General features: G+C 50.5%; 32 protein-coding genes and 1 pseudogene. All 33 read right to left on the bottom strand.

What is annotated here, in order from left to right; all coding sequences use genetic code 11:
- Nucleotides 1-11 precede the first annotated feature (11 nt).
- On the bottom strand, nucleotides 12-443 hold the full coding sequence (gene zntR, locus U869_RS0119615) for a Zn(2+)-responsive transcriptional regulator (protein WP_025123451.1): 432 nt from the start codon (nucleotides 441-443) through the stop codon (nucleotides 12-14).
- On the bottom strand, nucleotides 443-817 hold the full coding sequence (locus U869_RS0119620; RefSeq protein ID WP_025123452.1) for a DUF1992 domain-containing protein: 375 nt from the start codon (nucleotides 815-817) through the stop codon (nucleotides 443-445). The genes zntR and U869_RS0119620 overlap by 1 nt, the downstream gene beginning before the upstream one ends.
- A gap of 148 nt (nucleotides 818-965) precedes the next feature.
- On the bottom strand, nucleotides 966-1,355 hold the full coding sequence (gene rplQ, locus U869_RS0119625) for a 50S ribosomal protein L17 (RefSeq protein WP_004929726.1): 390 nt from the start codon (nucleotides 1,353-1,355) through the stop codon (nucleotides 966-968).
- A 40-nt stretch (nucleotides 1,356-1,395) separates the two neighbouring features.
- The gene (gene rpoA, locus U869_RS0119630) at nucleotides 1,396-2,385 is read right to left on the bottom strand and encodes a DNA-directed RNA polymerase subunit alpha (RefSeq protein ID WP_002919219.1); all 990 of its coding nucleotides are present in this window, start codon (nucleotides 2,383-2,385) and stop codon (nucleotides 1,396-1,398) included.
- A gap of 26 nt (nucleotides 2,386-2,411) precedes the next feature.
- Nucleotides 2,412-3,032: a 30S ribosomal protein S4 gene (gene rpsD, locus U869_RS0119635; RefSeq protein WP_025123453.1), complete on the bottom strand. Its 621-nt coding sequence runs from the start codon at nucleotides 3,030-3,032 to the stop codon at nucleotides 2,412-2,414.
- Between the two features lie 33 nt (nucleotides 3,033-3,065).
- Nucleotides 3,066-3,455, bottom strand: a complete 390-nt coding sequence (rpsK, locus tag U869_RS0119640) for a 30S ribosomal protein S11 (protein WP_004929731.1) — start codon at nucleotides 3,453-3,455, stop codon at nucleotides 3,066-3,068.
- A 16-nt stretch (nucleotides 3,456-3,471) separates the two neighbouring features.
- Nucleotides 3,472-3,828, bottom strand: a complete 357-nt coding sequence (rpsM, locus tag U869_RS0119645; protein WP_025123454.1) for a 30S ribosomal protein S13 — start codon at nucleotides 3,826-3,828, stop codon at nucleotides 3,472-3,474.
- Nucleotides 3,829-3,974: 146 nt separating this feature from the next.
- Nucleotides 3,975-4,091, bottom strand: a complete 117-nt coding sequence (gene rpmJ / locus U869_RS30955; RefSeq protein ID WP_002227352.1) for a 50S ribosomal protein L36 — start codon at nucleotides 4,089-4,091, stop codon at nucleotides 3,975-3,977.
- Nucleotides 4,092-4,124: 33 nt separating this feature from the next.
- On the bottom strand, nucleotides 4,125-5,456 hold the full coding sequence (gene secY / locus U869_RS0119650; RefSeq protein WP_021182218.1) for a preprotein translocase subunit SecY: 1,332 nt from the start codon (nucleotides 5,454-5,456) through the stop codon (nucleotides 4,125-4,127).
- A gap of 8 nt (nucleotides 5,457-5,464) precedes the next feature.
- Nucleotides 5,465-5,899: a 50S ribosomal protein L15 gene (rplO, locus tag U869_RS0119655; protein WP_021182219.1), complete on the bottom strand. Its 435-nt coding sequence runs from the start codon at nucleotides 5,897-5,899 to the stop codon at nucleotides 5,465-5,467.
- A 3-nt stretch (nucleotides 5,900-5,902) separates the two neighbouring features.
- Nucleotides 5,903-6,082, bottom strand: coding sequence for a 50S ribosomal protein L30 (gene rpmD / locus U869_RS31535; RefSeq protein WP_004956161.1), 180 nt, complete (start codon nucleotides 6,080-6,082; stop codon nucleotides 5,903-5,905).
- Nucleotides 6,083-6,088: 6 nt separating this feature from the next.
- Complete coding sequence (gene rpsE, locus U869_RS0119665; RefSeq protein ID WP_004929747.1) at nucleotides 6,089-6,589, bottom strand: 30S ribosomal protein S5; 501 nt, start codon at nucleotides 6,587-6,589, stop codon at nucleotides 6,089-6,091.
- Between the two features lie 14 nt (nucleotides 6,590-6,603).
- The gene (gene rplR / locus U869_RS31540) at nucleotides 6,604-6,957 is read right to left on the bottom strand and encodes a 50S ribosomal protein L18 (protein WP_021182221.1); all 354 of its coding nucleotides are present in this window, start codon (nucleotides 6,955-6,957) and stop codon (nucleotides 6,604-6,606) included.
- A 9-nt stretch (nucleotides 6,958-6,966) separates the two neighbouring features.
- Nucleotides 6,967-7,500: a 50S ribosomal protein L6 gene (gene rplF, locus U869_RS31545; protein ID WP_025123455.1), complete on the bottom strand. Its 534-nt coding sequence runs from the start codon at nucleotides 7,498-7,500 to the stop codon at nucleotides 6,967-6,969.
- Nucleotides 7,501-7,514: 14 nt separating this feature from the next.
- Nucleotides 7,515-7,907: a 30S ribosomal protein S8 gene (gene rpsH, locus U869_RS0119680; protein ID WP_021182223.1), complete on the bottom strand. Its 393-nt coding sequence runs from the start codon at nucleotides 7,905-7,907 to the stop codon at nucleotides 7,515-7,517.
- 30 nt (nucleotides 7,908-7,937) lie between these two features.
- Nucleotides 7,938-8,243, bottom strand: coding sequence for a 30S ribosomal protein S14 (gene rpsN, locus U869_RS0119685; protein WP_021182224.1), 306 nt, complete (start codon nucleotides 8,241-8,243; stop codon nucleotides 7,938-7,940).
- A 13-nt stretch (nucleotides 8,244-8,256) separates the two neighbouring features.
- Nucleotides 8,257-8,796 carry a 50S ribosomal protein L5 gene (gene rplE, locus U869_RS0119690; protein WP_021182225.1) on the bottom strand — a complete coding sequence of 180 codons (540 nt, stop codon included), beginning with the start codon at nucleotides 8,794-8,796 and terminating at the stop codon, nucleotides 8,257-8,259.
- A gap of 14 nt (nucleotides 8,797-8,810) precedes the next feature.
- A complete protein-coding gene (gene rplX / locus U869_RS0119695) occupies nucleotides 8,811-9,125 on the bottom strand; it encodes a 50S ribosomal protein L24 (RefSeq protein WP_021808126.1) in 315 nt (104 codons plus the stop codon).
- A 10-nt stretch (nucleotides 9,126-9,135) separates the two neighbouring features.
- Entirely contained in the window at nucleotides 9,136-9,507 is a 372-nt protein-coding gene (gene rplN / locus U869_RS0119700) for a 50S ribosomal protein L14 (protein ID WP_020837240.1), read from the bottom strand.
- 166 nt (nucleotides 9,508-9,673) lie between these two features.
- Entirely contained in the window at nucleotides 9,674-9,928 is a 255-nt protein-coding gene (rpsQ, locus tag U869_RS0119705) for a 30S ribosomal protein S17 (RefSeq protein ID WP_021182227.1), read from the bottom strand.
- Between the two features lies 1 nt (nucleotide 9,929).
- Entirely contained in the window at nucleotides 9,930-10,121 is a 192-nt protein-coding gene (gene rpmC, locus U869_RS0119710) for a 50S ribosomal protein L29 (RefSeq protein WP_002218942.1), read from the bottom strand.
- Nucleotides 10,121-10,531 (bottom strand): 50S ribosomal protein L16, encoded by a 411-nt coding sequence (gene rplP / locus U869_RS31550; RefSeq protein ID WP_004929764.1) that lies wholly within the window; start codon nucleotides 10,529-10,531, stop codon nucleotides 10,121-10,123. Before rplP ends, rpmC begins: the two co-directional genes overlap by 1 nt.
- A 12-nt stretch (nucleotides 10,532-10,543) precedes the next feature.
- Entirely contained in the window at nucleotides 10,544-11,242 is a 699-nt protein-coding gene (rpsC, locus tag U869_RS31555; RefSeq protein ID WP_004956187.1) for a 30S ribosomal protein S3, read from the bottom strand.
- Nucleotides 11,243-11,259: 17 nt separating this feature from the next.
- Nucleotides 11,260-11,592 (bottom strand): 50S ribosomal protein L22, encoded by a 333-nt coding sequence (gene rplV / locus U869_RS0119725; protein ID WP_004391423.1) that lies wholly within the window; start codon nucleotides 11,590-11,592, stop codon nucleotides 11,260-11,262.
- Nucleotides 11,593-11,606: 14 nt separating this feature from the next.
- Nucleotides 11,607-11,885, bottom strand: coding sequence for a 30S ribosomal protein S19 (gene rpsS, locus U869_RS0119730; RefSeq protein ID WP_004929772.1), 279 nt, complete (start codon nucleotides 11,883-11,885; stop codon nucleotides 11,607-11,609).
- A 14-nt stretch (nucleotides 11,886-11,899) separates the two neighbouring features.
- Nucleotides 11,900-12,724, bottom strand: coding sequence for a 50S ribosomal protein L2 (gene rplB / locus U869_RS0119735; protein WP_025123456.1), 825 nt, complete (start codon nucleotides 12,722-12,724; stop codon nucleotides 11,900-11,902).
- An 18-nt stretch (nucleotides 12,725-12,742) separates the two neighbouring features.
- Nucleotides 12,743-13,045, bottom strand: a complete 303-nt coding sequence (gene rplW / locus U869_RS0119740; RefSeq protein ID WP_021182229.1) for a 50S ribosomal protein L23 — start codon at nucleotides 13,043-13,045, stop codon at nucleotides 12,743-12,745.
- Nucleotides 13,042-13,647, bottom strand: a complete 606-nt coding sequence (gene rplD, locus U869_RS0119745) for a 50S ribosomal protein L4 (RefSeq protein WP_021182230.1) — start codon at nucleotides 13,645-13,647, stop codon at nucleotides 13,042-13,044. Before rplD ends, rplW begins: the two co-directional genes overlap by 4 nt.
- Before the next feature lie 10 nt (nucleotides 13,648-13,657).
- Nucleotides 13,658-14,287, bottom strand: coding sequence for a 50S ribosomal protein L3 (gene rplC, locus U869_RS0119750; protein ID WP_004956193.1), 630 nt, complete (start codon nucleotides 14,285-14,287; stop codon nucleotides 13,658-13,660).
- Nucleotides 14,288-14,318: 31 nt separating this feature from the next.
- A complete protein-coding gene (rpsJ, locus tag U869_RS0119755) occupies nucleotides 14,319-14,630 on the bottom strand; it encodes a 30S ribosomal protein S10 (RefSeq protein WP_001181005.1) in 312 nt (103 codons plus the stop codon).
- A 447-nt stretch (nucleotides 14,631-15,077) separates the two neighbouring features.
- The gene (gene bfr, locus U869_RS0119760; protein ID WP_025123457.1) at nucleotides 15,078-15,557 is read right to left on the bottom strand and encodes a bacterioferritin; all 480 of its coding nucleotides are present in this window, start codon (nucleotides 15,555-15,557) and stop codon (nucleotides 15,078-15,080) included.
- 74 nt (nucleotides 15,558-15,631) lie between these two features.
- Nucleotides 15,632-15,826 carry a bacterioferritin-associated ferredoxin gene (gene bfd, locus U869_RS0119765; RefSeq protein WP_025123458.1) on the bottom strand — a complete coding sequence of 65 codons (195 nt, stop codon included), beginning with the start codon at nucleotides 15,824-15,826 and terminating at the stop codon, nucleotides 15,632-15,634.
- Nucleotides 15,827-15,959: 133 nt separating this feature from the next.
- A pseudogene (tuf, locus tag U869_RS0119770) lies at nucleotides 15,960-16,342 on the bottom strand (elongation factor Tu); the annotation flags it as partial.

A 16,342-nucleotide genomic window follows, 5' to 3' on the forward strand; every position in this document is an offset into this window, starting at 1 on the left:
CCCATGCGCAGTTAAACCGCATTTTTCGCTTTCTCTTCGCTGGCCCCTTGCTCCAAAGCCTCCAGAATTGAACAGAAGTTGCTGGTGTGGGCAGTACCACAGCAGGCATCACTCAGCCTTTTCAGCGATTCGCGCATTCTGGTCAATTCACTCAGCTTATCTTCCACCTCCTGCAAACGCGCATCAACGATAGACTTCGACTCTTCGCAGGTATGATGCTCCGGATCCACACGGATCGACAGCAGTTCGGCGATAATTTCCAGCGTGAAGCCCAGTTGTTTGGCGTAACGGATAAACCGCAGACGCTGTAAATCCTGATCGCTATACAGCCGATAGCCGCCCTCGGTTCGGACATGGTGATCCATCATGCCTTGCTTCTCGTAATAGCGCACCGTATCTGGCGTTACGTCAGCCAGCTTGGCTAATTGGCCGATCTTGAACATCATGGCTCCTCCGGTTTGAATTTCTCACTGACAGCGTGTTGGTATGCACCGTGCAGAAAGTCCGTATTCATACCCGCCTGCCGCAGACGATATTCCAGCAAGGTCATTCGTTTACTCAAGGCCGTATAATCGGGGTGTTGGCTATCGATTTCCTTGAGCAGTTGAGCCAGGGTCAATGCCTCCTTTCTATCCTCCAGCGCCGGCGGCAAATAACCGGCATTCTTCAGCAAGCGAAATCCCGATCGTAATTCGGCAGGCACTGCACTGTCATCGTCCAACACCAGCGGTCGCCCTTGGCCTGGCAGGTTGTCCAACTCCCCATTGTTTTGGGCAGCAACGATATGGCGCTCTGCCCACGCGTCCAGTAACCACATGAGGTGATCCTTCTGTCGGTCAGATTTCTAGCTGTAGCATAGCGGATAACAGGGGGGATCTTAAGCGTTGGCGGGAGGGGAGAGCACGTTTGGCAAGCGACAGACGTAAAAAAACCGGGCAAGCCCGGTTTTCTTACGCTTCCACAGATTACTCTGCAGTTGCTACTTCTGCTTGAGACTCAGCACGATCAACCAGCTCGATGTATGCCATCGGCGCGTTGTCGCCTGCGCGGAAGCCACACTTCAGAATGCGAGTGTAACCACCGGCACGGCTCGCAAAACGCGGGCCTAGCTCGTTAAACAGTTTTGCCACGATCTCGTTATCACGAGTACGGGCGAATGCCAGACGACGATTAGCTACGCTGTCGGTCTTGGCAAGAGTAATCAGCGGCTCAACAACGCGACGCAGCTCTTTCGCTTTTGGCAAGGTCGTCTTGATGATCTCATGACGAACCAAAGAGCCGGCCATGTTACGGAACATAGCCTGGCGATGGCTGCTGTTACGGTTCAGTTGACGACCACTCTTACGATGGCGCATGACCTTATCCTTCTCAGTAAAACCTTAACCTGTGATCCGGTTACTCGTCAGCAATGCTTGCCGGTGGCCAATTTTCCAGGCGCATGCCCAGAGAAAGTCCACGGGAGGCCAGCACGTCTTTAATCTCAGTAAGAGATTTTTTACCCAGGTTAGGCGTTTTCAACAGCTCAACCTCGGTACGCTGTACCAGATCACCGATGTAGTGGATAGCTTCTGCCTTGAGGCAGTTAGCAGAGCGGACAGTCAATTCCAGATCGTCAACAGGGCGCAGCAGGATCGGATCGAATTCTGGTTTCTCTTCTTTTACTTCCGGCTGACGTACATCACGTAGGTCAACGAAAGCTTCCAGTTGTTCAGCCAGAATGGTAGCCGCACGGCGGATCGCCTCTTCAGGATCGATCGTGCCATTGGTTTCCATCTCGATTACCAGCTTGTCCAGGTCGGTACGCTGTTCTACACGCGCTGCTTCAACATTGTAGGCAATACGCTCTACAGGGCTATAGCAGGCGTCAACCAACAGACGACCAATCGGGCGCTCATCTTCTTCCGAATGAATTCGGGCAGAAGCCGGCACATAACCACGACCGCGCTGAACTTTGATACGCATGCTGATAGCAGCGTTCTCATCGGTCAGGTGGCAGATAACGTGCTGCGGCTTGACGATTTCGACATCACCATCATGGGTAATGTCGGCAGCGGTCACAGGGCCAATGCCAGATTTATTCAGGGTAAGAATAACTTCATCTTTGCCTTGAACTCTCACCGCCAGCCCTTTCAGGTTGAGCAGGATCTCCAGGATATCTTCCTGTACGCCTTCTTTGGTGCTGTACTCATGTAGTACACCATCAATCTCAACCTCGGTCACCGCGCAACCCGGCATAGACGAAAGCAGAATACGGCGCAGTGCGTTGCCAAGAGTATGGCCAAAGCCACGCTCTAACGGCTCAAGGGTCACCTTGGCGTGCGTCGAACTGACTTGCTCGATATCTACCAGGCGCGGTTTTAGAAACTCTGTCACAGAACCCTGCATTGTGTCCTCTCTTTGAAACTCAAGCCTTACTTGGAGTAAAGCTCGACGATCAGGTGTTCGTTAATGTCGGCGGACAGATCGGTACGTTCAGGAATACGTTTGAACACACCTTCCATCTTCGCAGCATCAACTTCCAGCCAAGTCGGCTTTTCACGCTGCTCAGCCAGCTCCAGAGAAGCCTTAACACGAGACTGCTTTTTAGCTTTCTCGCGGATGCTGACTACGTCATTCGGAGATACCTGATAAGAAGCGATGTTAACAACGCGACCATTTACCATAACGGCTTTATGGCTAACCAGCTGACGTGATTCTGCACGAGTGGCGCCGAAGCCCATACGGTAAACTACGTTGTCCAGACGACCTTCCAGAAGGGTCAACAGGTTTTCACCGGTATTGCCTTTCAGGCGGGTTGCTGCTTTGTAATAGTTACGGAACTGACGCTCCAGAACACCGTACATACGGCGAACTTTTTGCTTTTCACGTAACTGTACACCATAGTCAGACAGACGCGGTTTACGCGCACCGTGTTGACCTGGTGGCTGTTCAATTTTGCACTTTGAATCTATCGCGCGAACGCCAGACTTCAGGAACAGGTCTATGCCCTCGCGGCGGCTAAGCTTGAGCTTAGGACCCAAATATCTTGCCATTTTCTTTCTCCAACAATCCGAAACGCAGGGGCGTTACACGCGACGCTTTTTCGGTGGACGACAACCGTTATGAGGAATCGGAGTCACATCGGTAATATTAGTGATGCGGAAACCAGCCGCGTTCAGAGCGCGGATAGTAGACTCACGACCAGGACCAGGTCCTTTAACCATAACTTCCAGGTTCTTGATACCGTATTCTTTAACTGCGTCAGCACAACGTTCGGCTGCAACCTGAGCTGCAAACGGAGTTGACTTACGAGAACCACGGAAACCGGAACCACCGGCTGTTGCCCAACCCAAAGCATTACCCTGACGATCGGTAATAGTCACAATGGTGTTGTTGAAAGAAGCATGGATATGAGCCACGCCGTCAGAGACTTGTTTTCTTACACGCTTGCGTGTACGAACAGGTGCCTTTGCCATTATTCAATCACCCCGATTATTTCTTGATCGGTTTACGCGGACCCTTACGGGTACGTGCGTTGGTCTTAGTACGCTGACCGCGAACTGGCAGACCACGACGATGGCGTAAACCACGGTATGTACCAAGATCCATCAGACGCTTGATGCTCAGGGTAACTTCACGACGCAAATCACCTTCAACAGTGAATTTGGCAACTGCTTCACGCAGTTGTTCAATTTGCTCTTCAGACAGCTCACTGATCTTAACATTTTCAGCAATACCCGTCGCAGCACAGATGGACTGTGAACGAGTTTTGCCGATTCCGAAGATCGACGTTAACGCGATAACGGTATGTTTATGATCAGGAATGTTAATGCCTGCTATACGGGCCACTATGCACTCCTACTAATTTTTACGGCAACACCATTCTGAAAAGCCCGTTTTCAGGATACTCAAATAATGTTGCAGCTACATACAAAAGATTGGCTGGCTAATCTAGCCAGCTCAACCCAACTTTGCAAGAAAAATATGCGAGATAATCAGCCTTGACGCTGTTTATGCTTCGGCTCGGCGCTGCAAATCACACGAACGACACCGTTACGCTTAACGATTTTGCAGTTACGACATAATTTCTTGACGGAAGCACGAACTTTCATTTTTACTCTCCGTAACTTCTCAAACACGCCTGATTAGCGGTTATAGCCTTTCAGGTTTGCTTTCTTCAATGCAGACTCGTACTGACTTGACATCATCAGAGTTTGCACTTGAGCCATAAAGTCCATGATGACGACAACCACGATCAGTAGCGAGGTACCACCAAAGTAGAATGGTACTTTCATTGCATCACGCATGAACTCCGGGATCAGGCAGATGAAAGTAATGTACATCGCGCCCACCAGGGTTAAACGCGTCATCACTTTATCGATATACTTCGCCGTTTGCTCTCCCGGACGAATTCCTGGTACGAAGGCACCGGACTTCTTCAGGTTATCTGCTGTTTCACGCGGGTTAAACACCAACGCCGTGTAGAAGAAACAGAAGAAGATGATTGCAGACGCATAGAGTAACACATAAAGCGGTTGTCCAGGCTGCAAATACAGCGAAATCGTTGTCAGCCAGTTCCAACCGGTACCGCCCCCAAACCATGATGCAATCGTGGCAGGGAACAGAATAATGCTGGAAGCGAAGATTGCCGGGATTACCCCTGCCATGTTCACTTTCAACGGTAAGTGTGTGCTCTGTGCTGCGTAAACACGACGTCCTTGTTGACGTTTGGCATAGTTAACGACGATACGACGTTGACCACGTTCAATGAAAACAACGAAGAAGGTTACTGCAAACACCAATACTGCAACCAACAGCAACAAGAGGAAGTGCAGGTCGCCTTGCCGAGCTTGCTCAATAGTATGGCCAACTGCTGGCGGAAGACCCGCCACAATACCCGCGAAGATAATGATTGAGATACCGTTACCGATACCACGCTCAGTAATCTGCTCACCCAGCCACATCAGGAACATTGTCCCGGTCACCAAGCTCACAACCGCAGTAAAGTAGAAGGCAAAGCCTGGATTTAACACCAGGCCCTGCATACCAGGCATATTCGGCAAACCGGTAGCAATACCGATCGACTGGAATATGGCCAACACCAGCGTACCGTAACGGGTGTACTGACTAATCTTGCGACGGCCAGCCTCCCCTTCTTTCTTGATTTCCGCCAACGCTGGGTGAACCACCGTCAGTAACTGGATAATGATCGACGCCGAAATGTACGGCATGATCCCCAGAGCAAAAATAGAAGCACGGCTGAGAGCACCACCAGAGAACATGTTAAACATTTCAATGATAGTGCCTCTCTGCTGTTCGAGCAGTTTGGCAAGCACAGTGGCATCGATACCAGGAATCGGAATGAAAGAGCCAATACGGAAAACAATCAGCGCGCCGATTACAAACAAAAGTCTGCGCTTCAGCTCGCCGAGTCCGCCTTTAGCACTTTGAAAATCTAATCCTGGTTGCTTAGCCATCAGCTTACTTATTCCTCAATTTTACCGCCAGCCGCCTCGATAGCAACACGAGCGCCTTTGGTGACACGCAGACCACGCAGGGTAACCGGACGAGTGATTTCGCCAGAAAGCATAACTTTCGCGAACTCGATCTGGGTACCAACAACGTTAGCGGCTTTCAGCGTGTTCAGGTCGATTACGTCGCCTTCAACAAGAGCCAGTTCAGACAGACGAACTTCTGCCGTGATCATAGCTTTGCGAGAGGTGAAGCCGAATTTCGGCAAACGACGATATAAAGGCATCTGACCACCTTCAAAACCACGACGTACGCCACCGCCAGAACGTGAGTTCTGACCTTTGTGACCACGACCAGCGGTTTTACCCAGGCCAGAACCAATACCACGACCTACACGCTTCGGCGCATGCTTGGCACCTTCAGCCGGAGACAGAGTATTTAAACGCATCTGTTACTCCTCAACCTTAACCATGTAGGAAACCAGGTTGATCATACCGCGTACAGCAGGAGTATCCTCGCGCTCTACGGTGTGACCAATACGACGCAGACCCAGACCGAGCAGTGTAGCTTTATGCTTCGGCAGACGGCCAATGGAGCTGCGAACTTGTGTAACTTTGATAGTCTTAGCCATGGTCAATTACCCCAGAATGTCTGCAACGGATTTACCACGCTTGGCAGCGACCATTTCAGGAGACTTCATATTAGCCAAAGCGTCGATAGTTGCACGAACCACGTTGATCGGGTTGGTGGAACCATAAGCTTTAGCCAGTACGTTGTGCACCCCAGCAACTTCGAGAACGGCGCGCATTGCACCACCCGCGATGATACCGGTACCTTCATGAGCTGGCTGCATGAACACACGGGAACCCGTATGAGCACCTTTAACAGGATGCTGCAGGGTGCCGCTGTTCAGCGCGACATTCATCATGTTGCGACGGGCTTTTTCCATCGCTTTCTGGATCGCTGCTGGAACTTCGCGTGCTTTGCCGTAGCCAAAACCAACGCGACCGTTACCATCACCAACGACTGTCAGTGCGGTAAAGCTGAAAATACGGCCACCTTTTACGGTTTTAGATACGCGGTTTACCGCGATCAGCTTTTCCTGCAGTTCGCCAGCTTGTTTTTCGATGTGAGCCATCTTAAACCTCTTCCTTAGAACTGAAGGCCAGCTTCACGGGCAGCATCTGCCAGTGCCTGGACTCGACCATGATATTGGAAACCGGAACGGTCAAAGGATACTTTCGCAATCCCTTTTTCCAACGCGCGCTCAGCCAGTGCTTTACCAACGGCTGCTGCTGCGTCTTTGTTACCGGAGTACTTCAATTGCTCAGTGATAGCTTTTTCTAAAGTAGAAGCGGCTACCAGTACTTCAGAACCATTTGGAGCAATGACCTGTGCGTAAATGTGACGCGGGGTACGATGTACCACCAGGCGGGTTGCACCCAGTTCTTTGAGCTTACGGCGTGCGCGGGTCGCACGACGGATACGAGCAGATTTCTTATCCATAGTGTTACCTTACTTCTTCTTAGCCTCTTTGGTACGCACGACTTCGTCGGCGTAACGGACACCTTTGCCTTTGTAAGGCTCAGGACGGCGGTAGGCACGCAGATCTGCAGCAACCTGGCCAATAACCTGCTTATCAGCGCCTTTCAGCACGATTTCAGTTTGGCTAGGGCATTCAGCAGTAATACCTGCTGGCAGCTGGTGATCGATTGGGTGAGAGAAGCCCAGGGCTAAATTCACCACGTTGCCTTTAACAGCAGCACGATAACCAACACCTACCAGTTGAAGCTTTTTGGTGAAACCATCGGTAACACCGACAACCATTGCGTTCAGCAGAGCGCGCGTGGTACCCGCGAGGGCCCATGCATTGGCAAAACCTTCGCGCGGAGCGAAAGTCAGTGCGTTAGCTTCTTGCGTAACGATAACAGCGTCATGGACTGTACGAGTCAGCTCGCCGTTCTTACCCTTAATCGAAATAACCTGACCGTTGAGTTTTACCTCTACGCCGGCAGGAATGACGACGGGTGCTTTTGCAACACGAGACATTCTTTCCTCCCGAATTAAGCTACGTAGCAGATAATCTCGCCACCAAGACCAGCTTGGCGAGCTGCACGATCGGTCATAACACCTTTAGAGGTAGAAATAACAGCGATACCCAGACCGGCCATAACTTTTGGCAGTGCATCTTTTTTCTTATAGATGCGCAGACCTGGACGACTGATACGCTGAATGCTTTCTACCACTGCCTTGCCCTGGAAGTACTTCAGTACCAGTTCCAGTACAGGCTTGGTGTCGCCTTCAATTTTGAAATCTTCAATAAAACCTTCTTCCTTCAGCACGTTGGCAATTGCCACTTTCAGCTTGGAGGAAGGCATGGTGACCGCAACTTTGTTCGCGGCTTGACCGTTACGGATACGGGTCAGCATATCCGCGATCGGATCTTGCATGCTCATCTGTCTTTACTCCCGTGATTCAATTGGTAATTACCAGCTAGCCTTTTTCAAGCCTGGTACTTCACCGCGCATAGCGGCTTCACGTAGCTTGATACGGCTCAACCCGAACTTGCCCACATAACCATGTGGACGGCCAGTTTGACGGCAGCGTTTACGCTGACGAGACGGGCTGGAATCACGCGGCAGAGACTGGAGCTTGAGAACCGCATCCCAACGATCTTCGTCGGAAGAGTTCACACCAGAAATGATAGCTTTCAATTCCTCGCGTTTAGCGCGGTACTTGTCAGCCAGTTTCACGCGAACGACTTCGCGTGCTTTCATTGATTGCTTAGCCATCAGTAACCCTGCCTTACTTGCGGAACGGGAAGTTAAAAGCAGCCAACAGCGCGCGGCCTTCATCATCAGAGTTCGCAGAAGTGGTAATGGTAATATCCAAACCACGTACGCGATCGACTTTGTCGTAGTCGATTTCTGGGAAGATGATTTGCTCACGCACACCCATGCTGTAGTTACCACGGCCATCGAATGACTTGGCGGACAAGCCACGGAAGTCACGGATACGTGGAACAGCAATGGAAATCAGACGCTCAAAGAACTCCCACATGCGTTCGCCACGCAGAGTTACTTTACAGCCGATCGGATAGCCCTGGCGGATTTTGAAGCCTGCAACAGATTTGCGTGCTTTGGTGATAAACGGCTTTTGACCGGAGATTGCTGCCAAGTCAGCTGCTGCATTATCCAGCAGTTTCTTGTCAGCGATCGCTTCACCAACACCCATATTCAGGGTGATCTTCTCGACCCGAGGGACTTGCATGACAGAGTTGTAATCAAACTGAGACATCAGTTGTTTGACTACCTCGTCTTTGTAGTAATCATGCAGTTTCGCCATCGTCATACTCCAAATTACTTGATAGTTTCGCTATTTGATTTGAAGAAACGGACTTTTTTGCCGTCTTCGAATCTAAAGCCTACACGGTCAGCCTTACCGGTAGCCGAGTTGAACAGCGCAATGTTGGAAACCTGAATAGCAGCTTCTTTTTCAACAATGCCACCTGGTTGGTTCAGGGCCGGGACCGGCTTCTGATGTTTCTTAACCAGGTTGATACCTTCAACAATGACCTTACCAGCAGACAGGACATTTTTTACTTTACCGCGTTTACCTTTGTCTTTCCCGGTAAGCACGATAACTTCGTCATCACGACGGATTTTCGCTGCCATGGTTCGCTCCTTAGAGTACTTCTGGTGCCAGAGAGATAATTTTCATGAACTTCTCATTACGCAGTTCACGAGTTACCGGCCCAAAAATACGCGTACCGATAGGTTGCTCGCTGTTATTGTTTAAAATAACGCATGCATTACCATCGAAGCGAATGACAGAACCGTCCGGGCGACGTACACCCTTCTTGGTGCGCACCACTACCGCCTTCAGCACATCGCCTTTCTTCACCTTACCGCGAGGAATTGCTTCCTTGATGGTAATTTTGATGACGTCGCCGATGCCTGCGTAGCGACGGTGCGAGCCACCTAGAACCTTGATACACATTACGCGACGTGCACCGGAGTTGTCGGCCACGTTCAGCATAGTCTGTTCTTGGATCATGTTAGTGCTCCGCTAATGTCAACTACAACTTTAGGATCTATTACTAGATCGTTGAAAAGCCCCATAACCGAGGGCGCAGCATTATAACACCGCTTCCAGAGTATGGGTAGAAAAAATAAACGGCTCATTTTCTGAGCCGTTTATTAAGTTAGAGTCAGCTACTCTATTACAGAATCGCTTTATCTACAATGCGAACCAACGTCCATGACTTAGTCTTGGACAGTGGACGGCATTCGCGGATTTCTACCACGTCACCGATACCACATTCGTTGTTCTCATCATGTACATGCAGCTTAGTCGTACGCTTGATGAATTTCCCGTAGATCGGGTGCTTCACCGTGCGTTCGATAGCAACAACCATGGATTTCTCCATTTTGTCACTAACAACACGACCTTGCAGAGTACGGATAATATCAGTCATTTTACGCACCCGCCTTTTCAGTCAGTAAAGTCTTAACGCGTGCGACATTACGACGCACTTGTTTCAACAGGTGAGTTTGTTGCAGTTGGCCACTCGCCGCCTGCATGCGCAAGTTAAATTGCTCACGCAGCAGGTTGAGCAGCTCAGTGTTCAGCTCTTCAACACTTTTTTCACGCAGCTCTTGTGCTTTCATTACATCACCGTCTTAGTTACAAAGGTGGTTTTGATCGGCAGTTTAGCTGCTGCCAGCTTGAATGCTTCACGGGCGACTTCTTCTGGAACGCCGTCCATTTCGTACAGGACTTTGCCAGGTTGGATCAGGGCAACCCAATATTCCACGTTACCCTTACCTTTACCCATACGCACTTCAAGAGGCTTCTCGGTGATTGGTTTGTCCGGGAATACACGGATCCAGATCTTACCTTGACGCTTCACTGCACGAGTCATTGCACGACGAGCTGCTTCGATTTGACGAGCAGTCAGACGGCCACGGCCAACAGCTTTCAGACCGAAAGTGCCGAAGCTAACATCCGTACCTTGCGCCAGACCACGGTTGCGGCCCTTGTGCACCTTACGGAATTTTGTACGCTTTGGTTGTAACATCAGCGACTCTCCTTACTTGCGGCCTTTACGCTGCTGCTTTTTAGGTTGAGCAGCCGGTTCCGGTTGTTCAACTGCAGCCATACCACCCAGGATCTCACCTTTGAAGATCCATACCTTAACGCCGATTACACCATAAGTGGTGTGCGCTTCAGATGTGTTGTAATCGATATCCGCACGCAGTGTATGCAACGGAACACGACCTTCACGGTACCATTCGGTACGCGCGATTTCAGCACCGCCAAGACGGCCGCTTACTTCAACTTTGATACCTTTAGCGCCAAGACGCATTGCGTTCTGTACAGCACGCTTCATAGCACGACGGAACATAACGCGACGTTCCAGCTGTGAAGTGATGCTGTCAGCAACCAATTTTGCGTCCAGTTCCGGTTTACGGACTTCGGCGATGTTAATTTGCGCAGGAACGCCAGCGATATCCGCTACGACCTTACGCAGTTTTTCGACATCTTCACCTTTCTTGCCGATAACGATGCCAGGACGAGCGGTGTGAATAGTCACACGGATGCTCTTCGCTGGACGCTCGATAACGATGCGAGAAACGGAAGCTTTCGCCAGTTCTTTAGTCAAGAATTGGCGAACTTTAAAGTCGCTGTCCAGGTTGTCAGCGAATTCTTTGGTATTCGCATACCAAGTAGAGTTCCAAGGTTTGACAATACCCAGGCGAATACCATTAGGATGTACTTTCTGACCCATTGCTAGTCTCCAGAGTCTCAGCGATCGGACACAACCACAGTAATGTGGCTGGTGCGCTTCAGGATGCGATCTGCACGACCTTTTGCACGAGGCATAATGCGCTTCATGCTTGGGCCTTCGTCTACGAAGATTTTCGTGACTTTCAGATCATCGATGTCAGCGCCATCGTTGTGTTCTGCGTTAGCAATGGCAGACTCCAGCACTTTCTTGACCAGACCAGCAGCTTTCTTGTTGGTGTAGGCCAGAGTTTCCAGAGCTTGCGACACTTTCTTACCGCGGATCAGGTCTGCAACAAGGCGAACCTTCTGAGCAGAAGAACGAGCGTGGCGATGTTTAGCGATAGTTTCCATCTCTTCCTCCTACCTTAGCGCTTTTTAGCTTTTTTATCAGCCGCATGGCCGCGATAAGTACGAGTCGGCGCGAATTCACCCAGTTTGTGACCGACCATTTCATCGGAAACAAATACTGGTACGTGCTGACGACCATTATGGACAGCGATGGTCAAACCGATCATGTTAGGAAAGATCGTTGAACGACGGGACCAAGTGCGCAAAGGCTTCTTGTCACCGCTTTCCACCGCTTTCTCTACCTTCTTCAGCAAGTGCAGGTCAATAAAAGGACCTTTCTTGAGAGAACGTGGCATGGCTTATCCTCTAATTATTTTTTACTACGGCGACGTACGATGAACTTGTCAGTACGCTTGTTGCTACGGGTCTTCTTACCTTTGGTCTGAACGCCCCACGGAGTTACCGGGTGCTTACCAAAGTTACGACCTTCACCACCACCGTGCGGGTGATCGACTGGGTTCATCGCCGTACCGCGAACGGTAGGACGAACACCACGCCAACGTGCAGCACCTGCTTTACCCAGTACGCGAAGCATATGTTCAGCGTTACCGACTTCACCCAGGGTGGCGCGGCAATCAACTGGAACTTTACGCATTTCGCCTGAACGCAGACGCAGAGTTACGTAGGAACCATCACGAGCGACGATCTGAACGTAGGCACCAGCAGAACGAGCCATCTGGCCGCCTTTACCTGGTTTCATTTCTACGTTATGAACCGTTGAACCTACTGGGATGTTGCGCATAGGCAGGGCGTTACCCGCTTTGATTGCAGCATCAACACCAGATTGGATCTGGTCACCAGCTTTCAGGCCTTTCGGCGCCAGGATGTAACGGCGTTCGCCGTCTTTGTACAGAACCAGCGCGATGTTCGCGGAACGGTTCGGATCGTACTCCAGACGCTCAACCACTGCAGGGATACCATCTTTGTTGCGTTTGAAGTCAACCAGACGATAATGTTGCTTGTGGCCACCACCGATATGACGGGTGGTGATACGGCCATTGTTGTTACGGCCACCGCTTTTGCTCAGTTTCTCAAGCAGCGGGGCATAAGGTTTACCCTTGTGCAGCTCAGGGTTAACCACTTTAACAACGTGGCGACGACCCGGAGATGTAGGTTTACATTTAACAATTGCCATTGTTCTTACTCCTCCGACTTACTCTGCGCCGCCGATGAAGTCCAAGTTCTGGCCTTCCTTCAGGGTGACGTAAGCTTTTTTCCAGTCGCTACGACGACCAACACGCTGACCTTGACGCTTCACTTTCCCTTTAACTACCAGGGTGTTAACGTCTTCGACTTCGACTTCAAACAGTTTCTGCACAGCAGCTTTGATTTCTGCTTTGGTCGCGTCTTTGGCAACTTTGAGTACGATGGTGTTGCTTTTTTCCATCGCAGCGGATGCTTTTTCAGATACGTGCGGTGCACGCAGCACTTTCAGCAAACGTTCTTCACGGATCATGCCAGCATCTCCTCAACTTGCTTCACAGCATCAGCAGTCATAACCACTTTGTCGAAGGCGATCAGGCTAACTGGGTCGATACCTGCTACATCGCGCACGTCAACCTTGTACAGGTTGCGAGCTGCCAGGAACAGATTCTCATCCAGTTCACCGGTCACGATCAGCACATCTTCCAGGGCCATATCTTTCAGTTTCTGTGCCAGCAGCTTAGTTTTAGGCGCTTCTACAGAGAACTTCTCGACAACGATCAGACGATCTTGACGTACCAGTTCGGACAGGATGCTTTTCAGCGCGCCGCGGTACATCTTTTTGTTTACTTTCTGACTGTGGTCTTGTGGCTTCGCAGCGAAGGTTACACCACCAGAACGCCAGATCGGGCTCTTAACAGTGCCTGAACGCGCACGGCCTGTACCTTTCTGGCGCCACGGTTTTTTACCGGAACCAGTTACTTCAGCACGGGTCTTCTGAGCACGGGTACCTTGACGGGCACCTGCTGCATAAGCAACAACAACCTGGTGTACCAGCGCTTCGTTGAAATCACGACCGAAGGTAGTTTCGGAAACAGTCAGCGCGCTTTGCGCGTCTTTCAATACTAATTCCATTGCTATCCCCTTACGCCTTCACAGCTGGTTTAACGATCAGGTTGCCACCGGTTGCGCCCGGTACAGCACCCTTAACCAGCAGCAGGTTGCGCTCAGCGTCAACACGTACTACGTCCAGGCTTTGAACGGTTACACGCTCGTCACCCAGGTGGCCAGCCATTTTCTTGCCTTTGAACACTTTGCCCGGAGTCTGGTTCTGACCGATAGAACCCGGAACGCGGTGAGACAAGGAGTTACCGTGGGTCGCATCCTGAGTACGGAAGTTCCAGCGCTTTACAGTGCCAGCAAAACCTTTACCTTTGGAAGTACCGGTAACATCGACTTTTTTAACGTCAGCGAAGATTTCTACGCTGATTTCTTGACCTGCAGCGAACTCTTGACCTTCTTCAAGGCGGAATTCCCACAGACCACGGCCAGCTTCGACGCCAGCTTTAGCGAAATGACCCGCTTCCGGTTTGGTCACACGGTTAGCTTTTTTGCTACCGGTAGTGACCTGAATGGCACGGTATCCGTCGTTGTCCAGGTCTTTAACCTGAGTCACGCGGTTCGCTTCAATTTCAATCACGGTTACTGGGATAGAAACGCCATCTTCAGTGAAGATACGAGTCATGCCCACTTTTTTACCGACTAAACCAATCATTGTTTCAACCTCTCAATCGTCAATGACCTGATTAACCCAGGCTGATCTGCACGTCTACACCGGCAGCCAGATCCAGACGCATCAGAGCATCAACGGTTTTCTCAGTTGGCTCAACGATGTCAACCAGACGCTTGTGAGTGCGGATCTCGTACTGATCACGCGCGTCTTTGTTGACGTGCGGAGAGATCAGAACGGTAAAGCGCTCTTTGCGAGTTGGCAGCGGGATCGGACCACGGACTTGCGCACCAGTGCGCTTGGCAGTCTCGACGATTTCCGCAGTTGATTGATCGATCAGACGATGATCAAACGCTTTCAGGCGGATACGGATTCTTTGGTTCTGCATGAGACCAGAGCTCCAATTATTTATAAACGTAAATAATTACTCCTCACACCCATTTCGATTGATGGGGGAGTGTAATCGTCAACATATAACCCCCATATCGGGAGTATTGTTCGAAGGGCAAAACCAACCTGCCAATCGACTGATTCGCTAAAATCAGGCCTATCAAGATTAGGTAGGCCCGCGCATTATACGCAAAACAGGCTCGTTTGCAAGTCGCAGACGGAAATATGCTCAGCATGAGGTGATTTTATGGGTTTGGCGGTTTTTTCCCCTCACCCCAACCCTCTCCCAAAGGGCGAGGGAGCCGGTTCAGCGTTGTTGGCGGGTAATGTGACACGGCGTAGGGGCGCCGCTTGCTGCGCCCGTGTTAAGGTCAAATGCGGGGGGTCAATTGTGGCACGTACAGTCCCCTCTCCCTGTGGGAGAGGGTTAGGGTGAGGGGTCGTATCAGTCTTTGCGTTCCAGCACCTGCGCCTGGGAATAGTTTTGGATGCCCAAGCGTTCGATCAGGCTCAGCTCGGTTTCCAGCCAGTCGATGTGCCCTTCTTCATCGGCCAAAATCTCTTTCATCAGATCGCGGCTGACGTAATCATGGATAGAGTCGGCATAGGCGATGGCTTCCCGCAGGTTTTTGGCTCCATCCAACTCCAGAGCCAAATCGGACCTCAGCATCTCTTCGACATCTTCGCCGATATTCAACTTGCCGAGATCTTGCAGGTTCGGTAATCCTTCGAGGAATAGGATACGCTCGATATAACGATCGGCGTGTTTCATCTCATCGATCGACTCGTGATATTCCTTTTCATTGAGACGCATCAGGCCCCAATTTTTGAACATACGCGCGTGCAGGAAGTATTGATTGATGGCAACCAGCTCGTTACCGAGCAGCTTGTTGAGGTGAGCAATGATCTTTTTATCGCCTTTCATAGATAAATCCTCCTGGGCAGTTCTAAAAGTGTAGAAGCTGCGGGCCAAGAGTCAAAAAATAACCCTACTATTTATTAGGCGACTTCGTGCATAGGGATCAGGGTTGCGCGTTCCTCCACCATAATTTGCCTTGCCTGCCGAATGCATTTACCACAGTCGGTACCAATCGGCACCAGCTCACGCAGTTGCTTCATGGTATGGGGATTGTGCTGACGTACCGCTTTACGGATCGCTTTGTCAGACACGGCATTACACAGACATACGTACATAGAGAGACTCACTTCTTAACCAATGCAATAAGTCTAAATAAGAATCGTTTTTATTTCAATTAACATTGGTAAAAAAATGTATAAAAAAAGGGCACCGAAGTGCCCTCTTTTAACGTTGAAAAATTATTCGCGATTAAGCGATAACTTTAGCAACAACGCCCGCACCTACAGTACGGCCGCCTTCACGGATTGCGAAACGCAGACCGTCGTCCATTGCGATTGGGTGAATCAGGGTAACAACCATGTTCACGTTATCGCCTGGCATTACCATCTCTACGCCTTCTGGCAGTTCGATGGTACCGGTCACGTCAGTGGTACGGAAGTAGAACTGTGGACGGTAGCCTTTGAAGAATGGAGTATGACGACCACCTTCTTCTTTGCTCAGGATATACACTTCTGAGTCAAATTTGGTGTGTGGCTTGATGGAACCTGGTTTAGCCAGTACCTGACCACGTTCGATGTCTTCACGCTTGATACCACGCAGCAGAACACCTACGTTCTCACCAGCACGGCCTT

Origin of the sequence: Serratia sp. H1w, from assembly GCF_000633355.1 — a bacterium.
Taxonomy (GTDB): domain Bacteria; phylum Pseudomonadota; class Gammaproteobacteria; order Enterobacterales; family Enterobacteriaceae; genus Chania.